The sequence below is a fragment of the Algorimicrobium bowmanii genome (assembly GCF_054031195.1).
Genome location: NZ_CM132929.1, coordinates 2,274,006 through 2,294,092 on the forward strand (window position 1 = coordinate 2,274,006; position 20,087 = coordinate 2,294,092).

General features: G+C 34.7%; 21 protein-coding genes. 8 read left to right on the plus strand and 13 right to left on the minus strand.

The genetic code is table 11. The features are described from left to right. Positions 1 to 12 precede the first annotated feature (12 nt). Positions 13 to 1,308: an amidohydrolase family protein gene (locus ACW5R3_RS10110; RefSeq protein ID WP_456576896.1), complete on the plus strand. Its 1,296-nt coding sequence runs from the start codon at positions 13 to 15 to the stop codon at positions 1,306 to 1,308. Between the two features lie 64 nt (positions 1,309 to 1,372). Here the strand turns inward: ACW5R3_RS10110 and ACW5R3_RS10115 are convergent, their stop codons facing one another. Next, positions 1,373 to 2,173, minus strand: a complete 801-nt coding sequence (locus ACW5R3_RS10115) for a DUF6503 family protein (protein ID WP_456576897.1) — start codon at positions 2,171 to 2,173, stop codon at positions 1,373 to 1,375. 174 nt (positions 2,174 to 2,347) lie between these two features. Beyond that, complete coding sequence (locus ACW5R3_RS10120) at positions 2,348 to 3,343, minus strand: hypothetical protein (protein ID WP_456576898.1); 996 nt, start codon at positions 3,341 to 3,343, stop codon at positions 2,348 to 2,350. Between the two features lie 160 nt (positions 3,344 to 3,503). Between ACW5R3_RS10120 and ACW5R3_RS10125 the strand changes: the two genes are divergently transcribed. From ACW5R3_RS10125 to ACW5R3_RS10140, 4 genes are all read left to right on the plus strand, one after another. Further along, on the plus strand, positions 3,504 to 4,301 hold the full coding sequence (locus ACW5R3_RS10125; protein ID WP_456576899.1) for a TrmH family RNA methyltransferase: 798 nt from the start codon (positions 3,504 to 3,506) through the stop codon (positions 4,299 to 4,301). Positions 4,302 to 4,333: 32 nt separating this feature from the next. Continuing rightward, on the plus strand, positions 4,334 to 5,566 hold the full coding sequence (locus ACW5R3_RS10130) for a M48 family metallopeptidase (protein WP_456576900.1): 1,233 nt from the start codon (positions 4,334 to 4,336) through the stop codon (positions 5,564 to 5,566). A gap of 90 nt (positions 5,567 to 5,656) precedes the next feature. Continuing rightward, complete coding sequence (locus ACW5R3_RS10135; protein WP_456576901.1) at positions 5,657 to 5,896, plus strand: hypothetical protein; 240 nt, start codon at positions 5,657 to 5,659, stop codon at positions 5,894 to 5,896. Beyond that, positions 5,896 to 6,216 (plus strand): DUF3784 domain-containing protein, encoded by a 321-nt coding sequence (locus tag ACW5R3_RS10140; RefSeq protein WP_456576902.1) that lies wholly within the window; start codon positions 5,896 to 5,898, stop codon positions 6,214 to 6,216. The genes ACW5R3_RS10135 and ACW5R3_RS10140 overlap by 1 nt, the downstream gene beginning before the upstream one ends. Here ACW5R3_RS10140 and guaB read toward each other — a convergent pair whose 3' ends face one another. From guaB to ACW5R3_RS10165, 5 genes are all read right to left on the minus strand, one after another. Next, positions 6,217 to 7,689, minus strand: coding sequence for an IMP dehydrogenase (gene guaB / locus ACW5R3_RS10145; RefSeq protein ID WP_456576903.1), 1,473 nt, complete (start codon positions 7,687 to 7,689; stop codon positions 6,217 to 6,219). A 73-nt stretch (positions 7,690 to 7,762) separates the two neighbouring features. Beyond that, positions 7,763 to 8,467, minus strand: coding sequence for an Insecticidal toxin complex protein (locus tag ACW5R3_RS10150; protein ID WP_456576904.1), 705 nt, complete (start codon positions 8,465 to 8,467; stop codon positions 7,763 to 7,765). A gap of 46 nt (positions 8,468 to 8,513) precedes the next feature. Further along, positions 8,514 to 9,377, minus strand: a complete 864-nt coding sequence (locus ACW5R3_RS10155) for a hydroxymethylglutaryl-CoA lyase (protein WP_456576905.1) — start codon at positions 9,375 to 9,377, stop codon at positions 8,514 to 8,516. Positions 9,378 to 9,428: 51 nt separating this feature from the next. Further along, positions 9,429 to 10,046, minus strand: coding sequence for a LysE family translocator (locus ACW5R3_RS10160; RefSeq protein WP_456576906.1), 618 nt, complete (start codon positions 10,044 to 10,046; stop codon positions 9,429 to 9,431). A 2-nt stretch (positions 10,047 to 10,048) separates the two neighbouring features. Then, positions 10,049 to 11,080 (minus strand): quinone-dependent dihydroorotate dehydrogenase, encoded by a 1,032-nt coding sequence (locus tag ACW5R3_RS10165; RefSeq protein ID WP_456576907.1) that lies wholly within the window; start codon positions 11,078 to 11,080, stop codon positions 10,049 to 10,051. Positions 11,081 to 11,194: 114 nt separating this feature from the next. Between ACW5R3_RS10165 and pepT the strand changes: the two genes are divergently transcribed. Next, a complete protein-coding gene (gene pepT / locus ACW5R3_RS10170; protein ID WP_456576908.1) occupies positions 11,195 to 12,433 on the plus strand; it encodes a peptidase T in 1,239 nt (412 codons plus the stop codon). Between the two features lie 19 nt (positions 12,434 to 12,452). Beyond that, positions 12,453 to 13,019 (plus strand): hypothetical protein, encoded by a 567-nt coding sequence (locus ACW5R3_RS10175; protein ID WP_456576909.1) that lies wholly within the window; start codon positions 12,453 to 12,455, stop codon positions 13,017 to 13,019. Between the two features lie 99 nt (positions 13,020 to 13,118). Here the strand turns inward: ACW5R3_RS10175 and ACW5R3_RS10180 are convergent, their stop codons facing one another. Further along, complete coding sequence (locus tag ACW5R3_RS10180; protein ID WP_456576910.1) at positions 13,119 to 15,491, minus strand: TonB-dependent siderophore receptor; 2,373 nt, start codon at positions 15,489 to 15,491, stop codon at positions 13,119 to 13,121. 182 nt (positions 15,492 to 15,673) lie between these two features. Here ACW5R3_RS10180 and ACW5R3_RS10185 point away from each other — a divergent pair, with 182 nt between their 5' ends. Continuing rightward, positions 15,674 to 16,270 carry a YdeI/OmpD-associated family protein gene (locus tag ACW5R3_RS10185; RefSeq protein WP_456576911.1) on the plus strand — a complete coding sequence of 199 codons (597 nt, stop codon included), beginning with the start codon at positions 15,674 to 15,676 and terminating at the stop codon, positions 16,268 to 16,270. Positions 16,271 to 16,281: 11 nt separating this feature from the next. On the opposite strand, the gene ACW5R3_RS10190 is transcribed toward ACW5R3_RS10185, so the two are convergent. The 5 genes from ACW5R3_RS10190 to nusB form a co-directional block, all read right to left on the minus strand. After that, positions 16,282 to 17,319, minus strand: coding sequence for a hypothetical protein (locus ACW5R3_RS10190; RefSeq protein ID WP_456576912.1), 1,038 nt, complete (start codon positions 17,317 to 17,319; stop codon positions 16,282 to 16,284). A gap of 6 nt (positions 17,320 to 17,325) precedes the next feature. Continuing rightward, entirely contained in the window at positions 17,326 to 18,066 is a 741-nt protein-coding gene (locus ACW5R3_RS10195; protein ID WP_456576913.1) for a porin family protein, read from the minus strand. A gap of 96 nt (positions 18,067 to 18,162) precedes the next feature. Further along, complete coding sequence (gene yajC / locus ACW5R3_RS10200) at positions 18,163 to 18,453, minus strand: preprotein translocase subunit YajC (RefSeq protein ID WP_456576914.1); 291 nt, start codon at positions 18,451 to 18,453, stop codon at positions 18,163 to 18,165. Positions 18,454 to 18,461: 8 nt separating this feature from the next. Continuing rightward, positions 18,462 to 19,037: a DUF1573 domain-containing protein gene (locus ACW5R3_RS10205; RefSeq protein WP_456576915.1), complete on the minus strand. Its 576-nt coding sequence runs from the start codon at positions 19,035 to 19,037 to the stop codon at positions 18,462 to 18,464. A 49-nt stretch (positions 19,038 to 19,086) separates the two neighbouring features. Beyond that, positions 19,087 to 20,031 carry a transcription antitermination factor NusB gene (gene nusB, locus ACW5R3_RS10210; RefSeq protein ID WP_456576916.1) on the minus strand — a complete coding sequence of 315 codons (945 nt, stop codon included), beginning with the start codon at positions 20,029 to 20,031 and terminating at the stop codon, positions 19,087 to 19,089. Positions 20,032 to 20,087: the final 56 nt, after the last annotated feature.

A 20,087-nucleotide genomic window follows, 5' to 3' on the forward strand; every position in this document is an offset into this window, starting at 1 on the left:
ATTAATACTAAAATGAAACTAAAACATATATCTATCCTGTTTTTTATGCTATTGGTAAACTTCCAATTATTAGCACAACAAACACCCGGATTAAAACAAACAAAACCAGTTGCTATCGTTGGAGCTACAGCCCATGATGGTACCGGAAAGATTATTGAAAACAGTGTTATTATTTTTGAAAACGGAAAAATAACAGCCATAAACTCTTCGGAAACAAACACTTCAGGGATGACGGTTATAAACGCCAAAGGCAAACATGTTTATCCAGGGTTTATTGCGGCTAATTCAGCTTTAGGGTTAGTTGAAGTAGATGCAGTAAGAGCCACCGATGACCAGAAAGAAATTGGCGGTATGATACCTCATGTACGCAGTATAATTGCCTACAACACGGAGTCTAAAGTAGTGGAATCTATGAGACCGAATGGCGTTCTAATGGCACAAGTATCTCCAAAAGGTGGTCGTATTTCAGGAACTTCATCCATCGTACAATTAGATGCTTGGAATTGGGAAGACGCGGCTATTAAAACCGATGACGGTATACATGTAAACTGGCCGAGTAGCTTCTCAAGAGGTCGCTGGTGGCTAGGAGAACCGGCAGGTTTAAAGCCTAATAAAAATTACTCCCAACAGGTCAATGACCTTGGCTTATTTATTAAGGAGAGTCAAGCATATTTAAAAGGTAGTAAACAACCTGTAAATCTACCTTTCGAAGCCATGAAAGGTCTGTATAATGGTTCTCAAAAACTTTTTATTCATGTAAATGATAAAAAAGGAATTACCGACGCTGTTTATTTTGCTAAAAATAATGATATAGTACAACTGGTTATCGTTGGTGGTGCCGAAGCATACAAAGTAACAGATGTATTAACACAAAACAACATACCGGTATTAATTAATACGCCACATAGTTTACCGCCAAATGACGATGCTGATTATGACACGGCATTTAAATTAGCTAAACGCTTAACAGATGCTCAGGTTTTAACGGGTATTCAAGTTGGTAATGCCGAAAATTTCCAATCTAGAAACCTTCCCTTTTATGCAGGAACCTGTGTAGCTTATGGCATGGATAAAGAAGAAGCTTTAAAACTAATTACATCCAATAATGCTAAAATTTTGGGTATCGACAACCTAGTTGGAACCTTGGAAGTTGGAAAAGATGCTACCCTATTTATTAGTGAAGGTGATGCTTTAGATATGCGAAACAACATACTCACACATGCTTTTATTCAAGGTAGAGAGATAAGCTTAGAAAGTCACCAAACAGAATTATGGAAACGCTACTCCGAAAAGTATAAGAATCAGTAATGCAAATTATTTAAATAAAAAAAAGCGAACCTTTCGGTTCGCTTTTTTTCTCTTTCATAGCAATTTATTCAATTACTTTTGCGCCATTCGGCTTTGTAAACAATGTACTTTCTGGTGCTTGCTCGGAGAGTTTAACATCTGAAAATTCAACTGTATTACGCTTTTCTGTTGGCAAATTATTTTCATAATTATACCAATCTATACTTTTAGGTACAACTAAACCATTTACAGTTTGCCAATTGTTATATCTTATAAAATGGAAATCCGGACTAGCCTCTGGCTTACCAAAAGTTACCGTATAACCTAACCATGCCATCTGACCTGTTTCAGCATCATAAAAAATCTTGTACTGATCATTTGACGATTCTCCAACACCCGTTTCAAAAGAAACTAAAATACCTGGATATGTTTTTCCTTCATAAACTAAAGCCTCTGTTTCTGCATAATTAACACCCGCATCACCAAACACAAATGGCATCGCATAAAAATAAAACATTAAGCCTTTATAAAACTTTGGTTTTCCTTTATAAGGCACACTATCCTTCTCTTGAACCCATAAGGTTTCCCCATCAAATCCTTGTGTATAACTAGGTGTTTCAATTAATTCAGCTCTAGTAATTAAGTTTTTAGTTGTAGTCTCTACACCTGTTGGCTTCGTTAAACTAAAAGAAAGCATTTTCATAGACTTCCATGCATCAATCCCTCCATGAGCTTCAAAAACCCGATTCATAGATTCTGGATACAAATTAGTAACAGTTTCTTCAACCGCTACAGGTTCTAAAACTTTAGAAGTTTCTTCCTTTTTGTCACTTTTACAAGCTGTTATTACAAAGGTTAATAGTAATAAGTAAATTGTTTTTTTCATAATATAGTTTTAAGCTAAACTCTTGGACGAAAATATATTTTAGGCATTACAAAAAGTTTTAAGAAATAATTCAAATAATCAAACAACAGAGTCATTCATAATCACACACGCCTCATGAAAAATTAAAGACTGCCTTATTCAGACAGTCTTAATACACGTGTTTAACAGATAAAATTAGTAAACAATTCCTAATAACATATCTGTATAGGAACTCGTATTCATAATGCTTCCTGGATTTGGACTATTCGGTATTTCTAACTCCCAAATACGTGAGTTTTCTTGAGTATTATTAAATGTTGTACCATTACTTAAAACAAGCAAACGATCGCCACAATTATTATAAGCTAAGTTTACGGACTCAGCATTAAAGTTTATACTCGGTATTACAGTGTTTTCAATTATAGCACCACTATTAAAATCCCAATGTACAATAGATCGTAAACCGTTTTCCGTTTTTGGCAAAAACAAACCACCCGTTTCTGGGTCAATTTCAATATCACTATACAAAGCATATCCTGCTGAAGTATTTGCAAAAACAGAATTTAAAAGCGTACCAGAAGTAGCTACTTCATAAAGCATATGATCCACTAAAAATAGTAAACTACCTGAAAGACTCGCTACACCATAAGCCTTATTGCCTATGGAGTCTGTGTAATAAGCATTTGTACCTAATGAAGCTCCTTGCCTTACGGCTACACCAGATGCTGAAATGGTACATAAATAAACCCCCGTAGCATCAAACTCCAAAGCATACAATTGGCTCCCTAAGTAAATAGGCGCACTGTAACTTGAGGCAGGGCTTAATACATATTCGTCAATTGCAGCAGGTGTCGCCACATACATTTTTTGACCACCATTAAATTCGTCAATAAAATAAAGCGTTTCATTACTTCTATCAAATGCGGGGCGATTACTGTACAAATTATCAGGTGTTGATGTACTTGATAATACCTGTAAGCCTGGATTGACTAAATGAGCTGTTGTATTTTTAACAAAGTCTATTTGTCCTGTTGGATTATTAAAATTGCCCGCTATTTGCAATCCATAAAAGTTATAATCCAAGCATGGCTGTGGTGTAAAGCCACTATCATCGGTACAACCTGTTGTGAATAGTGCTAATACAATTAATAAAATACTTCTTGTAAAAATATGACATGTTATTGTTCTCATGGTTTTTAAAATTTGGTTTATACTATTACATCAACCAAACCTTAAAATTGTTACCCTTAAATTTTAAAATAATTTTTAAAAGACTGCCATAAGAATACGTCGGTATTGTTTCATATTAGATTAAATTTGCAGTGTCAAATACATGGAATTACATTATAAAATGGAAAAAATTATAACTAGCCCACAAAATTCGTTTATTAAACAACTGGTTTTATTAAAAGACAAATCACGACAACGGAAGAAAACCGGGCAATTTTTAATTGAAGGTAAACGCGAACTATCACTTGCCATAAAAGGTGGTTATAAAATTGACACGCTTTTATTTGTTCCAGAATTGGCTAGCGAAAGTGAAATTCAAGAATTAGTTAATCCAAGTATACAAACGATTGAAATCTCAAAAGAGGTTTTTCAAAAATTAGCCCACAGAGATACTACTGAAGGTGTTATTGCCGTTGTAAACACGAAAAATCATCAACTAGAAAATTTAAAACTTACAACTAAAACCCCTTTAATTTTAGTTGCTGAAGCTCCTGAAAAACCAGGAAATATCGGAGCCATACTCCGTACTGCCGATGCTGCAAATGTAGATGCCGTTATTATAGCAAATCCAAAATCAGATTTATATAACCCGAATATTATTCGTTCTAGTGTTGGTTGTGTTTTTACAACTGAAATAGCCATGGCTAGTAGCGAGGACGCCATCAACTTTTTAAAAATGCACAATATTAATATCTACGCAGCTATTTTACAAGAATCAGAAGCATACCATCAGCAAGACTACGCTTTACCTACAGCTATTGTTGTTGGAACTGAAGCCACTGGTTTAACCCAAGAATGGCGTGTAGCAGCTACTCAAAACATCAACATACCTATGCAAGGTGTTATAGATTCGATGAACGTATCTGTTGCTGCTGGAATAATTATTTTTGAAGCTAAGAGACAGCGTCAATTTTTATAAGCCTTTGGCCTCACCCTTAAAACAAATTTGTTATGACAGCCACAACTCTATTCTACATTATAATAGCTATACTCTGTGTTAGTTTTATAATAGACAAAATACTTGATGCTTTAAATGCTAATCAATATAACAATCCCATTCCTCAAGAATTAAAGGATGTTTATAGCAAAACAGAATATGAGAAATCTCAGGCTTATAAAAAAGTAAACTATAAATTTGGATTCTTAACTGCTATATTTTCATTCATACTAACATTAGGGTTTCTGTTTTTAAATGGCTTTGAATATATAGACAGCCTAGCCCGAACCTATTCTGAGAACCCTATTATAATTGCACTGATATTTTTTGGTATAATCATGATTGGAAGTGACATATTAACAACACCTTTTTCATACTATAAAACCTTTGTTATAGAAGAAAAATTCGGTTTCAATACCACTACTAAAAAGACCTTCATAATCGATAAACTTAAAGGTTGGTTAATGATGATAATTTTAGGCGGCGGTATTATAGCTCTTATAATTTGGTTTTATCTTGCTACAGGTAGTCAATTTTGGTTGTATGCATGGGGACTTGTTACAATATTCACTATCTTTTTAAATATGTTTTATGCCAGACTAATTGTCCCTTTATTTAACAAACAGAGTCCTTTAGAAGCCGGTAGCTTACGTGATAAAATTTCAGAATACGCAAAAACAGTAGGTTTTACATTAAACAAAATTTATGTTATTGATGGCTCTAAACGTAGCACTAAAGCCAATGCCTATTTCTCAGGCTTTGGAAGTGAAAAACGCGTAACACTTTACGATACATTGATAAACGACTTAGAGGAAGATGAAATCGTAGCCGTTTTAGCTCACGAAATAGGTCACTATAAAAAAAATCACATTCTATTCAATTTAGTTATGTCTGTTTTACTAACAGGATTAACCTTATTTATCCTATCCATTTTTATTTCAAACCCACTCTTATCTCAAGCATTAGGTGTATCAATACCAAGTTTTCATGTTGGTTTAATAGCTTTCGGATTGCTATACAGTCCTATTTCTGAAATAACCGGATTAATCATGAATGTGTTTTCCCGAAAATTTGAATACCAAGCCGATAACTATGCTAAAACCACCTTTGCTGCAGCGCCTCTTATTAGTAGCTTAAAAAAGCTATCTAAAAATAGCTTAAGCAATCTAACACCACACCCCGCTTATGTCTTTATGCATTATTCCCACCCAACTTTATTACAACGTATCCGAAATTTAAAATCCTAAAATGGTTACAAATCAATTTCTAACCCTTTTGAAGTAAAAACGTAATAAAAATCAGTTATTTTTGATAACTAGTTAACATAAAATGTGTGTATGAGAGAATTAAAATTAATATGGGATTTTAGAGGCCCCGATGCCTTAAAAATTGCGGAACATCATGAAATTCACTTAAAAGATTATATAAAGAGTGAAAAACTAGATCTAAATATAACGGGATTTTATGCTGAACATGACGTGCATGCTATAGCCTTTATGGTTGTTACTGAAAATCAAATGAAACCTATTCGTGATGCTTTAAAACCACACAGAGGACAAGTATACACTGGAAATTAATGATTATAACTGCTATTATTTTAATCCTGTTTGCCGTTTTAATTAAAAACTTCAAATGTTACAACCTTATGGCTGGATATAACACTATGTCTGACACGGAAAAAGAAACTTATAAAATAGAGAAGATAGCTGCGTTATTTGCCAAAGGCATGTATATTATAGCTGCAGCTCTTATTATTGGATACGGCATATCTAAATGGTTAGATAACGAGCAATGGGGAAATGGTATTTTCTTGCTCGTTATCTGTATAGTTTTACCTTATATTTTAATTAAATCGAATTCTAACGCTTATAAAAACACCCATAAATCCGATTCTTGATTATCTAGAATAATTAGGCGATTCTTTTGTGATAGCAACGTCATGCGGATGACTTTCATTAATACCAGAAGCCGTAATTTTCACAAAACGTCCCGTTTCTTTTAATGTTTCTACATTTTTAGCGCCACAATAACCCATTCCGGCACGTAAACCTCCTACAAACTGATGTATACTTTCGTGTAATTCGCCTTTGTAAGGAACACGACCTACAATACCTTCCGGTACTAATTTCTTAATATCATCTTCTACATCTTGGAAATAACGATCTTTACTACCCTGTTTCATAGCTTCTACAGAACCCATACCACGGTAAGACTTAAATTTACGTCCTTCATATATTATTGTTTCTCCAGGCGATTCTTTAGTTCCTGCTAAAAGAGATCCTAGCATCACACAGTCGGCTCCCGCAGCTAATGCTTTAGGAATATCACCCGTATAACGAATACCGCCATCTGCTATAACCGGTACACCGGTACCTTTAATGGCTGCAGCAACTTCAAGAACTGCAGAAAACTGAGGAAAACCTACACCTGCAACAACACGTGTTGTGCAAATAGATCCAGGACCAATTCCAACCTTAACAGCGTCGGCTCCTGCTTCTACTAAATATTTAGCGGCTTCGGGAGTAGCTATATTTCCTACTACCACATCTAAATTTGGGAATTTCGATTTAACAGACTTCAATACAGCAACCACACCTTTAGTATGACCGTGAGCGGTATCAATTATAATAGCGTCTACACCAGCGTCTACTAAAGCTTCAGCACGTGATAATGCATCACCTGTTACACCAATAGCTGCTGCAACACGTAAACGTCCAAAAGAATCCTTATTAGCGTTTGGTTTTAAAGTTAACTTGGTAATATCGCGAAATGTAATTAAACCAATAAGTTTATTAGCATCATCTACAACTGGTAATTTTTCAATCTTGTTTGCTTGTAAAATACCTTCAGCATCTTGTAAAGAAGTCCCTTTACCTGCTGTAACTAAATTTTCAGAAGTCATAACCTCTATTATAGGACGGTCATTATTCTTCTCAAATCGTAAATCTCTATTCGTAACAATACCTTTTAATACACCTGACTCATCAACAATTGGAATGCCACCAATGCTATGTTCTGACATATTTTGCTTCGCATCGCGTACTACTGCATTTAAAGGTAAGGTAACAGGATCGATAATCATACCACTTTCTGCACGTTTAACACGCCTCACTTTCATAGCCTGAGCTTCTATGCTCATGTTTTTATGTAACACCCCTATTCCACCTTCTTGAGCCATAGCTATTGCCATTTTGCTCTCGGTAACTGTATCCATCGCTGCAGATACAATTGGAACATTTAAGGTAATGTTTTTTGAAAACTTAGATTTAATACTTACTTCGCGAGGTAAAACTTCGGAGAATGCTGGAACTAATAATACGTCGTCGTAGGTTAATCCTTCTCCTAGAATTTTGTTGTTGTGTGCTATCATGATGCAATTACAGTTATAATTGCGAGCAAATATACAATATATATAAGAAAATTTCTTTTAAGTTCTAATTAAATTATTTGTATTTGTTTTTACAGAATTCCCGCAAGGTCGTTAAAGCATACTGATACCGTATGTTTTTGTCTGAAATAGCGCCTTTAAATTCTATAGATTTAGGTACAATAAGCCCATATACCCCCTTACCCTTTGCCATTTTTCCGATAGTTTTTAAATTCTCCTCGGACATCGTTTCATAAATACCTTCTAACCATTCATACTGCTCGCTATATAAAACGGTTTTATCCCACAAAAGCGCTTCCTCTTCTGTTAAAGGATTTTGCCTAACATAAAGATTTTTGAGTTTTGGAAAAACTTGGTTAAAAACCATTTCGCTCCCCTGATAGGCATAGGCCTGTATATGCTTTTTTATAAAAATCGTAAAGGGAAATGCTTGCGTGAGTCGGAGTTTTATAGAAATATAATGAGCCATTTTCGGCCAAACAACGGGATGTCCTTTTTCTGTAATTTCTAAAGCATACCAAGCATAAAAATCACGTCGTTCTGCAATAGTTCTATAGGCTGTAGGGTTTTGGTTTTCTAAATTGTATTGGTTAGCTAAAATCCAAGTGTTTGTTTGTTGCGTTCTATCACAACGCAACCAATCGGCAGCAGACAACTCTAACCTACCAGTTTCTTTTTGGTAACTTTTTAGTGAACGCCACTCGGCTCCTTGCCCTAAAAAAGGCAACATACATAAAAATATCAGCCATAATTTAGACATACACAAAGTGTTCTGTTTTTAATCATAAAAAAAAGTTAAGGACTATTTAATGATACACCGAAAAAATCTTGGTAGCCTCATTATATGCACTTTCAAAACTCATAGCATGTAAATCCGTTTGCTTTTTATTGGTAAAATAAGATAATAGTTTCTCGGTAGGCATATTCCCTGTTAAATCATCTTTAGCCATTGGGCAACCACCAAAACCTTGAATAGCACCGTCAAAACGCATGCAGCCTGCTTGATAAGCCGCATCCACTTTTTCAAACCATTTGTTAGGTGTTGTATGCAAATGAGCTCCAAATTCAATTTGTGGATACAAAGGAATTAAATTAGAAAATATATAATCAATGCTTTCAGGATCTGACGAACCAACGGTATCACTTAGCGATAAAATTTTAACACCCATTTGACTCAAACGCTCGGTCCATTCGCCAACAATATCAACATTCCAAGGATCCCCATAAGGGTTTCCAAACCCCATAGAAATATAAACAACCACTTCTTTATCAGCTTTATCTGCAACTTCTAAAATTTCACTTAGTGTTACAACCGATTGCGCAATAGTTTTATGGGTATTACGCATCTGAAAGTTTTCAGAAATAGAAAATGGATACCCCAAATACTTGATAGGCTTGTGTTTTGAAGCATCTACTGCGCCACGTGTATTCGCTATAATTGCCAATAACTCACTGGTCGTTTTACTCAAATCTAACTGGTCTAATACCTCGGCTGTATCTACCATTTGCGGTATAGCTTTTGGTGAAACGAAACTACCAAAGTCTATAGTATCAAAGCCAACACGTAATAACGATTGGATGTACTGTACCTTTTGTTCGGTAGGGATAAAAGCCTTTATGCCTTGCATAGCATCGCGCGGGCATTCGATTATTTTTACTTGTTTACTCATGGATTCCAAAGATACTAAAGAAAACTATCATCAAAAACCTTTTGATAAAAACTACATCAAAATTAAAATAGCAATACTAATAAAAACACCTATTTGTAGCCATTTTAAAAAACGACCAATATGTCGGTGCGATTTTATATAATTTGAAATAGAACCTGCTAGAATAGCTATTACAGAAAAGACAAGCAGTGAAACTCCCATAAAAACAAAGCCTAAAACATAAAATTGCTTAAAACTACTCATCGTTTCACTAAATAAAAATCCCGGAAAAAAGGCTAAGAAAAAGATACTCACCTTAGGATTTAAGACATTCATAATAAAACCCTGTTTATACAATTGTAAGAGCGTTTTTTTAGGTACCTGAGTATCCGATAGGCTTAATTGGTCTGGACTTTTATAAACTTGATATGCTAAATATACCAAATACAAAGCACCAAATAGTTTAATAACAAAAAATAAGGATGCGCTATTTTTAATAATTGCCGACACACCAAATGCCAATAATGTTGTATGAATAATACAACCGCTTATTAACCCTAAAACAGTTGCCAAACCATATTTAGTACCGTTAGCAACACTTTGCATAAGTACATAAATATTATCTGGACCTGGAGCTACAGCTAAAGCAGCCGTTGCAAACATAAAGGATATTAATATTTCAAAATCCATAGTTAGCGACTAAGTAGCGCCTTATTAATTGCTTTTACAAGTTTAGGGCCTTCGTATATAAAGCCGGTATAAACCTGAACTAAATCGGCTCCCGCATCTATTTTTTCTAAAGCATCTGCAGCCGAATGAATACCACCAACACCAATAATTGGGAAGGCTTTATTACTTTTAGTGGCTAAATATTTTATAACCTGTGTCGATTTTTGCTTAATAGGTTGCCCACTCAATCCGCCGTTACCTATAGCTTCAAGACGTGCTGCTGAAGCTTGTAATCCCGATCTATCAACCGATGTATTACTCGCTATCACACCATCTAATTTTGTTTCGGCAATGAGATCTATAATTTCATCTAATTGAATGCTATTCAAATCTGGTGCAATCTTTAAAAGAATAGGCTTTTGCTTACTAAATCCCTTATTCGCTTTTTGTACTGTACCAATAAGTTCTAACAGATAATCTTTATCATTTAATTTAGCATGACTACCTACGTTGGGGCAACTAACATTTAAAACAAAATAATCTACATACGAGTGTAAAGCCTCAAAACAGGTTAAATAATCTGCCGTATAATCTTCAGGTTTCGTTTGGGTGTTTTTACCAATATTACCGCCTATTATAACACGGCCTTTATTCTTTTTAAGTTGTGTGATAGCAGCCTCTAAGCCTTCGTTATTAAACCCCATACGGTTTATAATACCTTGATCATCTTTTAAACGGAATAATCGTTTTTTAGGATTCCCTACCTGACCTTTTGGTGTTACAGTACCTATTTCAATAAAACCAAAACCAAAATTGGCTAGCTCATTATAAAGCACGGCATTCTTATCAAAACCTGCCGCTAAGCCTACCGGGTTTTTAAATGTTAATCCAAAAAGTCGACGTTCTAATTTTGGTGATTCAACAACATACAGCTGTCTAAAAATAGCCGCCACTCCGGGGATTTTAGAAGTTGTTTTTATTAGTGAAAATGTAAAATGATGAATTTTTTCAGGATCGAAAAAAAACAATATTGGGCGTAAAAGTAGTTTATACATTGGTCAATGTTTGCGCAAAAGTAATCCTAAATAAAAATATGAGCAATTCAAATGCTAGAAATTTCATTAATTGTAAATTTGTAACCTATTTGTAAACCTTCAAATTATATAAAAATGATTTCAAAAGAACATATTATAAAACGTTTTGTTAGTTATGTAACGGTTGATACTGAATCGGATCCTAACTCTGAAACAACTCCAAGTACAGCTAAACAATGGGATTTAGCAAACGCCTTAGTTGACGAACTTAAAGCTATTGGCTTAGATGATGTTACCATAGATGAAAATGCTTATATAATGGCTACCCTTCCTAGTAACGTAGATCATGAAGTACCTACTATTGGTTTTATTTCACACTTTGATACATCTCCAGATTTTACGGGTGCTAATGTAAAACCGCAAATCCATGAAAATTACGATGGTAAAGATATTGTATTAAATGCGGAGCAAAATATTGTTTTATCACCTGAATATTTCGACGATTTATTATTGTACAAAGGGCAAACTCTTATCACTACAGATGGAACAACCCTTTTAGGTGCCGATGATAAAGCAGGTATTACCGAAATTGTTTCGGCTATGGAATACCTTATTCAGCATCCAGAAATTAAGCATGGTAAAATTCGTGTGGGCTTTACACCTGACGAAGAAATTGGTCGTGGTGCTCATAAATTTGATGTAGCAAAATTTGGAGCAGATTATGCTTACACAATGGACGGTAGTCAAGTTGGAGAATTAGAATATGAAAACTTTAATGCCGCAGGTGCTGTTGTTACCATTCAAGGAAAAATAGTACACCCTGGTTATGCCAAAGGAAAAATGATAAACTCCATGTACATAGCTACAGAGTATATTAATTCTTTACCACGCTTAGAAACGCCAGAACATACCGAAGGCTACGAAGGCTTTTTCCACTTACATACAATGACTGGTGAAGTTGATGAAACCCGTTTAGAATACATTATCCGTGATCACGATAAAGAGCATTTTGAAGCACGAAAAGAGGTTATGCAAAAATTAGCTTCCGAAATAAACTCTCAATACGGACGAGAAGTGATTTCTATTGAAATAAAAGATCAGTATTTCAACATGAAAGAAAAAGTAGAACCGGTTATGCACATTGTTGATATTGCTGAAAAAGCCATGATAGAATTGGGCATCGAACCCCTTATTAAAGCTATTCGTGGAGGTACAGATGGATCACAGTTAAGCTATATGGGCTTACCGTGTCCTAATATTTTTGCAGGCGGACATAACTTCCACGGACGTTATGAATATGTACCTGTTGAAAGTATTATTAAAGCAACCGAAGTTATTTGTAAGATTGCAGAATTAACAGCTGAAAAAAAATAATAAGCCACAACCAATCTAAATGAAAAAAAGATTATTAACGTTAGCGCTTTGTGCGGTAACCCTAGTTGCTAAATCACAAGACGCAACGGTCGAAAAATCTATTTTTGGAATTCAAACAGGTTTTTTAGGTCTTTGGGCCTATAACGAACTAGGTCTATCCAATAGTATTGCTTTACGCAGTGAAATAGGTATAGATGTTGGTTTGACTTTTAATAGTAATTACCACAATAAAACAATTGTTATGACGGCTCCCGTAATCACTTTGGAGCCTAGATGGTATTACAATTTAAAAAAACGTGAGCGTAAATCGAGAAGAACAGATGGAAATACGGGTAACTACATAGCTATTAAAACAAGTTATCATCCAGATTTGCTAATTAGTGTTAATTACGATAATGTTAAACTGGTAAGCGATTTAACCATTATTCCTACTTGGGGTATTAGAAGAACTATTGGTCAGCATTTTAATTATGAAACAGGTATTGGTATTGGCTACATTCACGCCTTTAATAAAGATAATCAGCCCCTAATTGATGATCCTGATGTTGCCGTAAATGTACATCTTAGAATTGGCTATAAATTGTAAATAAAACACATCATATTCTAAAAAGAGATACATGTAAACAAAAAAAAGCTTGGTATATATACCAAGCTTTTTTTGTTGCAATATAGTTCTAAAGCTAAATTAAAATCTGTAATTTAAAATGGCTGCAAAACTTCTTGGGTCCGTTTGATTAATATAGGTAGTTCTGTATGTATTATAACCTATTTCATTAAATACATTGTTTAATAATAAACGTGCTTGCCAGTGCTTATTAAAAGTATAAGATGCTTGCATGTTTACTAAAGTATAAGCATCAACATCAAATGGTTCTTGATTTGGTACAATACCTTCATGTGTTACGGCTCCAGACGACCAATCGTTTACGGGACGTTTTCCTGTATAATAAGCGCCCGCACCTAATGATAAGCCTTCTAAACTACCTCTAAAAGCATAGTTCCCATATACATTAAAAGTATGGTTTGGTGTATTTAAAGGAGACGATCCGTATACATACGACGTGTGCTCTTTATATTCAGCGTCTATATAAGAGTAACCCGCAATAACCTCAAGATTCTCTAAAACACGTCCTGTTAGCTCAACCTCAATACCCTGACGTTGGTCATTTCCGCCTTTTTGATAATATAGAATGGTAGACCAAGAAGCATCATATACAGGTAAGTTTATATCCTTATTATTAATCTTAAAATACGTTAAGTTAAAACGTAACCTACTGTTTAACCAGTTTGTTTTAATACCTGTTTCAAACTGATCGTAACGCTCATTTCCTAACTCTTCACCGTTAGCACCTAATCTAGCTGCTGTTCGTGGATAAGCACTATTGGTATAAGAAGCAAATACATTCACATTCTCAAACGGACTAGCTATAACACCAACTAATGGGTTGAATGCAGAACTACGTGTGTTTTCAACAGCGGCAAATGTTTCTGTACTACTAATTCGAGCACCAAGGAATGTTTTTAACCAACTATTCCATGAAATAACATCTTGCGCTATTAAACCTAAAGAACGGGTTTCACCACCACTATAAACGGTTTCAGATAAGTCTAAACTTGGTAACACATGAGAATTTGAATCAAAAACATTTAAAGTATCAATAACACCTGATGATTGTGAACTAGTAGCATACTTAGACGTTCGGTAATCAAAACCTACTTGAAAAGTATGTGTAATTTTTCCTGTTTGTAATTCATCACCAATTAAATCGACCTGTAAAACACTGTTATCGTCATCACGTGTTGAAATACCATAGTTACGCTCTCTTAAATTGTACTGTGGTTCACCAGCTATAGAAACAACATCGCCTAAACCAGCGCCCTTATCATCTAGTCCTAGACCTGATTTGAAATACGCAGCTTTTAAGGTTAACTTATCTGATAATTTACGATCTAAACGTACAGAATATGTAGAGTTTTGTGTGTTAGAACGGTCGTTTTGAAAACCTAAAAACTGATTATATGGCAAGTCGTAAATAGCATTGACATCATTACCTGCTAAATTAACAGTCCCAACATCTGGGGTACGACTATCATCAAAATAATCCATTTCTACGGTTACTTTGGTTTTATCATCTATGCGCCATTCTAAAGATGGGTTAATATAAAAACGCTCCGACGAAATCATACTACGGTAACTATCAGATCGCTCTAAAGCACCATTTATTCTAAAGGCTAAGTTTTTCTGTTTGTTTATTGGTCCGTACACATCAAAAGTTGTACGCGCTTGCCCGTAAGATCCAACACGTAAAGACACAGCTCCACCATGGTAATAACGTGGTGTTTTAGTTACTATATTTACAACACCACCTGGACTACCTAAATCGGTTGCAACGCCCTGTGTGATTGAAGCAGCTCCTTTTAATACTTGAATATTATCAACACCCTGCATATCGGTTAAGATACCGACACCTCGGAAATCCGAATGTACACGAACACCATTTTTTAATATTGGAATACCTCTAAATCCACGAGAACTCATACTCTCACGCTTATTACCATAAGTTGCAAAAGTATAAACACCAGGTACGTTTTTTGTCGCCTCAGAAATAGTTAAATTCCCCTGTTGCTCAATTAACTTATCAGAAATAATAGATATACTTTGTATTTGCTCATAAGGTTCTAGTGGCAAACGTGTTAAAGCTTCAATCTTATCCGGATGCTTAAAACGATTTCCAAAAACTTCAACTTCGTCTAATTCGGTATCATTCTCTAAACTAAAAGTTAAGTTTAAAGCATCATTCTCACCTACAGTTACAGTTTGTGTTTGAGACTTAAACCCTACAAAAGAAACTTGCACAACATAAGTTCCAGACGTCACATTAGTAAACGAAAATGCACCGTTATCATCAGTAGTCGTTCCTAAACGTGTTTCTAAAATCATTACATTCGCATAGGAAATCGGTTCTGAAGTTTCTGAAACCACAGTACCATTAATTTTTGACTGTCCAAATGACAGACTACAGGCCATCAAAAAGACTAAAAAGATTACTTTATTCATTGGTTGGTTATTTAGATTTGATTTAAATAGAATGCAAATATAGGACGCATTAACATATTAGCAAAGCTTATTTAGACTCAATTAAAATAAATAATTGTAGTTATTTGACTTTCAACAAACTAGATTTGAAATAAAAATTATAGATAAAACAGGGGTTTTAGCCACCTAAATTACAGAGTATTATGATAAATAGCGATCTTATTACGGACTACATAAATCAACAGGTACATTTCACAAAAGAACTCAACTTTTTAAGAGATATTTTAAATAAAACAGAATTAACAGAAACATTTAAATGGAAAGCACCCGTATATACAATGAATGGTAAAAATGTCATCGGATTAGCAGCATTTAAAAACCATTATTGCTTGTGGTTTTTTAATGGAGTCTTTCTAAAAGATGATCAGAAACTATTAGTAAAAGCACAAGACGAAACAAAAGCCTTACGTCAAATGCGTTTGGACTCGAATACGGAGATAAATACAAAGGCTATTGAAGCCTATGTTTTGGAAGCTATAAACAATGAAAAACAAGGCATAAAACACGTTAAAACGAAGACATCAACACCCATTGTCATCCCGCCCATTTTACAATCACAGTTGGATGCCGATGCTAAACTAAAAAAAGCATTCGAAAATTTAACTCCGGGGAAACAGCGAGAATACACAAAATATATAGCGGCTGCTAAACGTGAAACCACACAACAAAACAGAATCGATAAAATAAAACCGCTAATCGCTGAAGGTAAAGGTCTACACGATAAATATAAAGACTGTTAGCAAGCTACTAATTACATTAAAAAACGATAGTTTACGGATAGTAAAACCGATTTCCTATTACCTAAAACCCCCATTTCTGTACGGAACATCCAATGCTTATTAGGTTGGTACTGTGCGCCTATAACCCCATTCCATTTTTGCTGTACTTGCTTGTCTATACCATATTTTATAATAGCCTCACCATCAGCAGCTGCTAAACGATCTATAATAGGCGTTAGAACTTTATCGGCAACTACTTTTTGAGGAATACTAGCCTCGTTATCATACCAGTTATAATAATCGTTTACTATAGCATCACGTTTCACACCGTTATCAACTGGTAAAACCTCTTTTAGTTTCACTTGACCTGAAGTATCTGCGCCTGTTTCCATAAAAAACCCACCAACCCAAACAGCAATATTACTATCAGGCTTATCTTTAAAAACATGACTATGACCAAAACGGATTCCTGTTACACGAACTGGAACAGCTGAATCTAATAATTCCGGCTTATTCCATGTAAAATTAGCATCTACCGAGAAAAAAACAGGTCCTACTGCTCCTGCAAACATAATACCAACACCTGCTGTAGTGACATTCTGATCAACAATGGATTGCAAGTTTACAGGAAAAACCAAATTAACTTCTGTGGTAGAATGGCCATAGCCCAAAATACCATAGACATTTAAAAATGGAAATACCCACACATCAGGACGTACATTAACGGTATAAGAGGTATTAACATTATTACCAAACTGTATAAAATCTACAGGCGTTAATCCAACATCTATATTACTTGTGGTTAAGCCCAAGCGCAAATTATCAACTGTTATGCCTTGTTCCATAAACATAAAATTTCCCATAACCCCAACAGGGTAAGGCAAATCAAATCCTTTGTTGTAAGCACTTTGACCCAAAATAGGAAATGTATAGTTATATTCTACCTGCTTTAAACTATCACGATACGTTTCAAATTTACTGCGAACTTTAGTGGTAGGTTGCTGTGCATAACTATAGCTTATACATGTAAGACTTAATACACCGTAAATAAGGAGTTTTTTTAATGACATAGTAATTTAGTTTGTTTCCGTTGCTGATTGATTATTTTGAGCTTCAGCCTGACGCTTTTCAGCACTTTTCTTAGCACCTATTGGTAAATTTAGCTTTATAAAAATACTGTTGTTTTTGGTATCGGAGTTTCCTTTATAAACATTTACAAAACCCTGAAAATAACGCAACCCTACCGATAAGCCATTCATATTTTTAAATCGGTATCCAACACCTGCCCCCGCACCTACTTCAATAGGATTCGTCGCATCGGTATTATACTGCCTTATACGTGTTTCATAAGTATCGGTTTCATTGTAATACTCTACAAAAGCTTTATAGCGCAACCCAAAATGAGGCCCTGCTTCAACATATATATTATTTAAAAACACATATTTAACATAGGCAGGTACCAAAAAATAATTAATTTTCTGAGTGTAAGTTCCCGCTTCTGCTATATACTCTACACCTGCAGCTTCCAAATCGGAAATCTGTAAATCATCAGCTCCCAAATTAGACTTAACCAAAACTCCTGTAGCTAAATATAACTGCTCCTGAAGTTTAATATTAAAGTAAAATCCCAAATTAAAAGTCGATAACCTATTGGATCGTTCCAATCCTGATATTGCCGATAAATTATAACCTCCCTCTAGCCCAAACTCAATATTGGGCGAATTTAGCTTCTCACCAAAAATTAAAGTCAGTAAAACCTGAGACGATGCTGCTTGTACAACAAACAGAAATAGAAAACTTAAAACAATCTTTCGCATATTATAAATATTCAAACAATATCGGAATTTTAAATTAAAAAAGTATAAAAAAAAGCCACTCAGAATCTGAGTGGCTTTTTATTAGGTTTCTGAATGCTACTTTTTCGCTGGTTCATTGAGTTTTTGACTCATTTCCATTGAAATTGCAGAGCGATCAAATTTTATCTTACCGGCAAGAGTTTCTATAATACAGCTAGCATCCTTTTCATTAAAGTCTACTACCTTACCATGCATCCCGCTTTTGGTAATTACTTTATCGCCTCGCTTTAATTCAGCTGCGAATTTTTTTTCTTGTTTTGCCCGTTTCATTTGTGGTGCTATCATGAAGAAATACACGACAACAAACATTAAAATAAACGGTAAAAACGTACTTAAACTTTCTCCCATCTGATTAATTAATCGTGGTTATGGCCCTCATGACCTGGTTGTGTACTGTATTTTCTTGGTGCTTGTGTTTGAACAGCGCCTGCTGGTAATTGAGTTTGGTTTGTAACTGCTGGTGCAGCTGCTTTTGCAGGTGCATTAGGATCTGGCTTTACAAATGCTGAAATCTTAACAGTTTCTTTACCTGCTTCCGTGTTAGCTGTTACAGTAATCGTTTTTGTTACTTTATTAGCGCCTGAACCGTTAAATTTAACTGTAAATTCACCACCTTCACCTGGTGCTAATGGCTCTTTACTCCAGTCTTGAGGTACTGTACAACCACATGTACTCTTAATATCTGTAATTACTAATGGTGCATTACCTGTGTTAGTGTACTTAAATACCGTTTCTACACTTTGCTTAGATGGGATTTCACCAAAATCATGTTCGCGCTTCTCAAATGATAATACGGGAAAATTAGAAGCTTGAGCATCTCTATCTGCTGCTTCAGCAACGTTACTTTCATCAATTTTTTGGGTTGCATCTTCTTTACAAGATGTAAATGCGATTAAACAAAATGCGCTTAATCCTAAAATTACTTTTTTCATAATAAAAATCTTTTTTTGTTCGGAGCGTAAATGTAAGAATTTTTTCTTATTACATCAACCCCCGTCCTACTTTATTTAGTTTATCAGATTCTTGATATTCTTTAATTAACTTATCTAAAATACCATTAATAAAAACACTACTTTTTGGTGTAGAATATTCTTTTGCTATTTCTAAATACTCGTTAATTGTTACCTTAACAGGAATAGATGGAAAGTTTGTTAACTCACAAATAGCCATTTGTAATAGTACCGTATCAATACTAGCTATACGCTCTGCATCCCAATTTCTAGTTTTTGAGGCTATCGTTTCATTTAAACTATTCTGTTTTAAAACAGTTTTCTTAAATAAATCAATAGCATAAGTACGATCATCATCGTCTTTAAAAAGCTCTGGTAAGAAAAAGGTTTCTGCAGATGTCTGCTTCACTTTACGTAACAACTTAAGAAGTGCGGTGTTTACTACAGGTAAATCGTCAGTCCATGTTAAGCTCTGATCTTCTAAATAATCATACAGCTTATCATTAGGTGCTATAATTTCCTTAAACAAATCTACTACAAAGCTACGGTCTTCAGCAAACGTAGAGGTACGTGTTTGCATATAGTCCTTATATAAATCTGAAGCTAACATGCTTTTAAAAATAACGTCTACATACTCACTATCTAAATCCCAGTTTTTAACATCATAGGAATCAAAAGTGTCTCTTAAACTAATATTATTTTTTAAGGCTAATAAAACTTCGTTGTTACTAAACTTGCGGTTTGGATTTTTATCGGCAGAAGTGGCCAATTGCTTATTTTGCGTTTTAAGAACCAGATCCTCAGATCGTTCTTGCAATTTAATTAATAATGACAATTGTAATAAATACAAATTGTACATGTTTTCTATACTGCGTAATAAAAACTTTTGATCGCTACTAAAATCGCCACCTTCTCCCTCGGTATAGGCGTAAATAGTTTGCATCACTTTTATACGAATATGTCTTCTGTTTAGCATATTTACAAAGAACTTTAAATTTAAAAGGGCGAAAGTAAACCTTTCGCCCCGCAAAA

What these genes read in the sequence shown, in the direction of transcription:
- pepT (WP_456576908.1), top strand. Translation starts at nt 11,195, where the DNA reads ATGATTTCAAAAGAACATATTATAAAACGTTTTGTTAGTTATGTAACG.
- ACW5R3_RS10125 (WP_456576899.1), top strand. Translation starts at nt 3,504, where the DNA reads ATGGAAAAAATTATAACTAGCCCACAAAATTCGTTTATTAAACAACTG.
- ACW5R3_RS10190 (WP_456576912.1), bottom strand. Translation starts at nt 17,319, where the DNA reads ATGTCATTAAAAAAACTCCTTATTTACGGTGTATTAAGTCTTACATGT.
- ACW5R3_RS10130 (WP_456576900.1), top strand. Translation starts at nt 4,334, where the DNA reads ATGACAGCCACAACTCTATTCTACATTATAATAGCTATACTCTGTGTT.
- ACW5R3_RS10155 (WP_456576905.1), bottom strand. Translation starts at nt 9,377, where the DNA reads ATGAGTAAACAAGTAAAAATAATCGAATGCCCGCGCGATGCTATGCAA.
- ACW5R3_RS10160 (WP_456576906.1), bottom strand. Translation starts at nt 10,046, where the DNA reads ATGGATTTTGAAATATTAATATCCTTTATGTTTGCAACGGCTGCTTTA.
- ACW5R3_RS10205 (WP_456576915.1), bottom strand. Translation starts at nt 19,037, where the DNA reads ATGAAAAAAGTAATTTTAGGATTAAGCGCATTTTGTTTAATCGCATTT.
- ACW5R3_RS10140 (WP_456576902.1), top strand. Translation starts at nt 5,896, where the DNA reads ATGATTATAACTGCTATTATTTTAATCCTGTTTGCCGTTTTAATTAAA.
- nusB (WP_456576916.1), bottom strand. Translation starts at nt 20,031, where the DNA reads ATGCTAAACAGAAGACATATTCGTATAAAAGTGATGCAAACTATTTAC.
- ACW5R3_RS10165 (WP_456576907.1), bottom strand. Translation starts at nt 11,080, where the DNA reads ATGTATAAACTACTTTTACGCCCAATATTGTTTTTTTTCGATCCTGAA.
- ACW5R3_RS10135 (WP_456576901.1), top strand. Translation starts at nt 5,657, where the DNA reads ATGAGAGAATTAAAATTAATATGGGATTTTAGAGGCCCCGATGCCTTA.
- yajC (WP_456576914.1), bottom strand. Translation starts at nt 18,453, where the DNA reads ATGGGAGAAAGTTTAAGTACGTTTTTACCGTTTATTTTAATGTTTGTT.
- ACW5R3_RS10185 (WP_456576911.1), top strand. Translation starts at nt 15,674, where the DNA reads ATGATAAATAGCGATCTTATTACGGACTACATAAATCAACAGGTACAT.
- ACW5R3_RS10115 (WP_456576897.1), bottom strand. Translation starts at nt 2,173, where the DNA reads ATGAAAAAAACAATTTACTTATTACTATTAACCTTTGTAATAACAGCT.
- ACW5R3_RS10120 (WP_456576898.1), bottom strand. Translation starts at nt 3,343, where the DNA reads ATGAGAACAATAACATGTCATATTTTTACAAGAAGTATTTTATTAATT.
- guaB (WP_456576903.1), bottom strand. Translation starts at nt 7,689, where the DNA reads ATGATAGCACACAACAACAAAATTCTAGGAGAAGGATTAACCTACGAC.
- ACW5R3_RS10175 (WP_456576909.1), top strand. Translation starts at nt 12,453, where the DNA reads ATGAAAAAAAGATTATTAACGTTAGCGCTTTGTGCGGTAACCCTAGTT.
- ACW5R3_RS10150 (WP_456576904.1), bottom strand. Translation starts at nt 8,467, where the DNA reads ATGTCTAAATTATGGCTGATATTTTTATGTATGTTGCCTTTTTTAGGG.
- ACW5R3_RS10195 (WP_456576913.1), bottom strand. Translation starts at nt 18,066, where the DNA reads ATGCGAAAGATTGTTTTAAGTTTTCTATTTCTGTTTGTTGTACAAGCA.
- ACW5R3_RS10180 (WP_456576910.1), bottom strand. Translation starts at nt 15,491, where the DNA reads ATGAATAAAGTAATCTTTTTAGTCTTTTTGATGGCCTGTAGTCTGTCA.
- ACW5R3_RS10110 (WP_456576896.1), top strand. Translation starts at nt 13, where the DNA reads ATGAAACTAAAACATATATCTATCCTGTTTTTTATGCTATTGGTAAAC.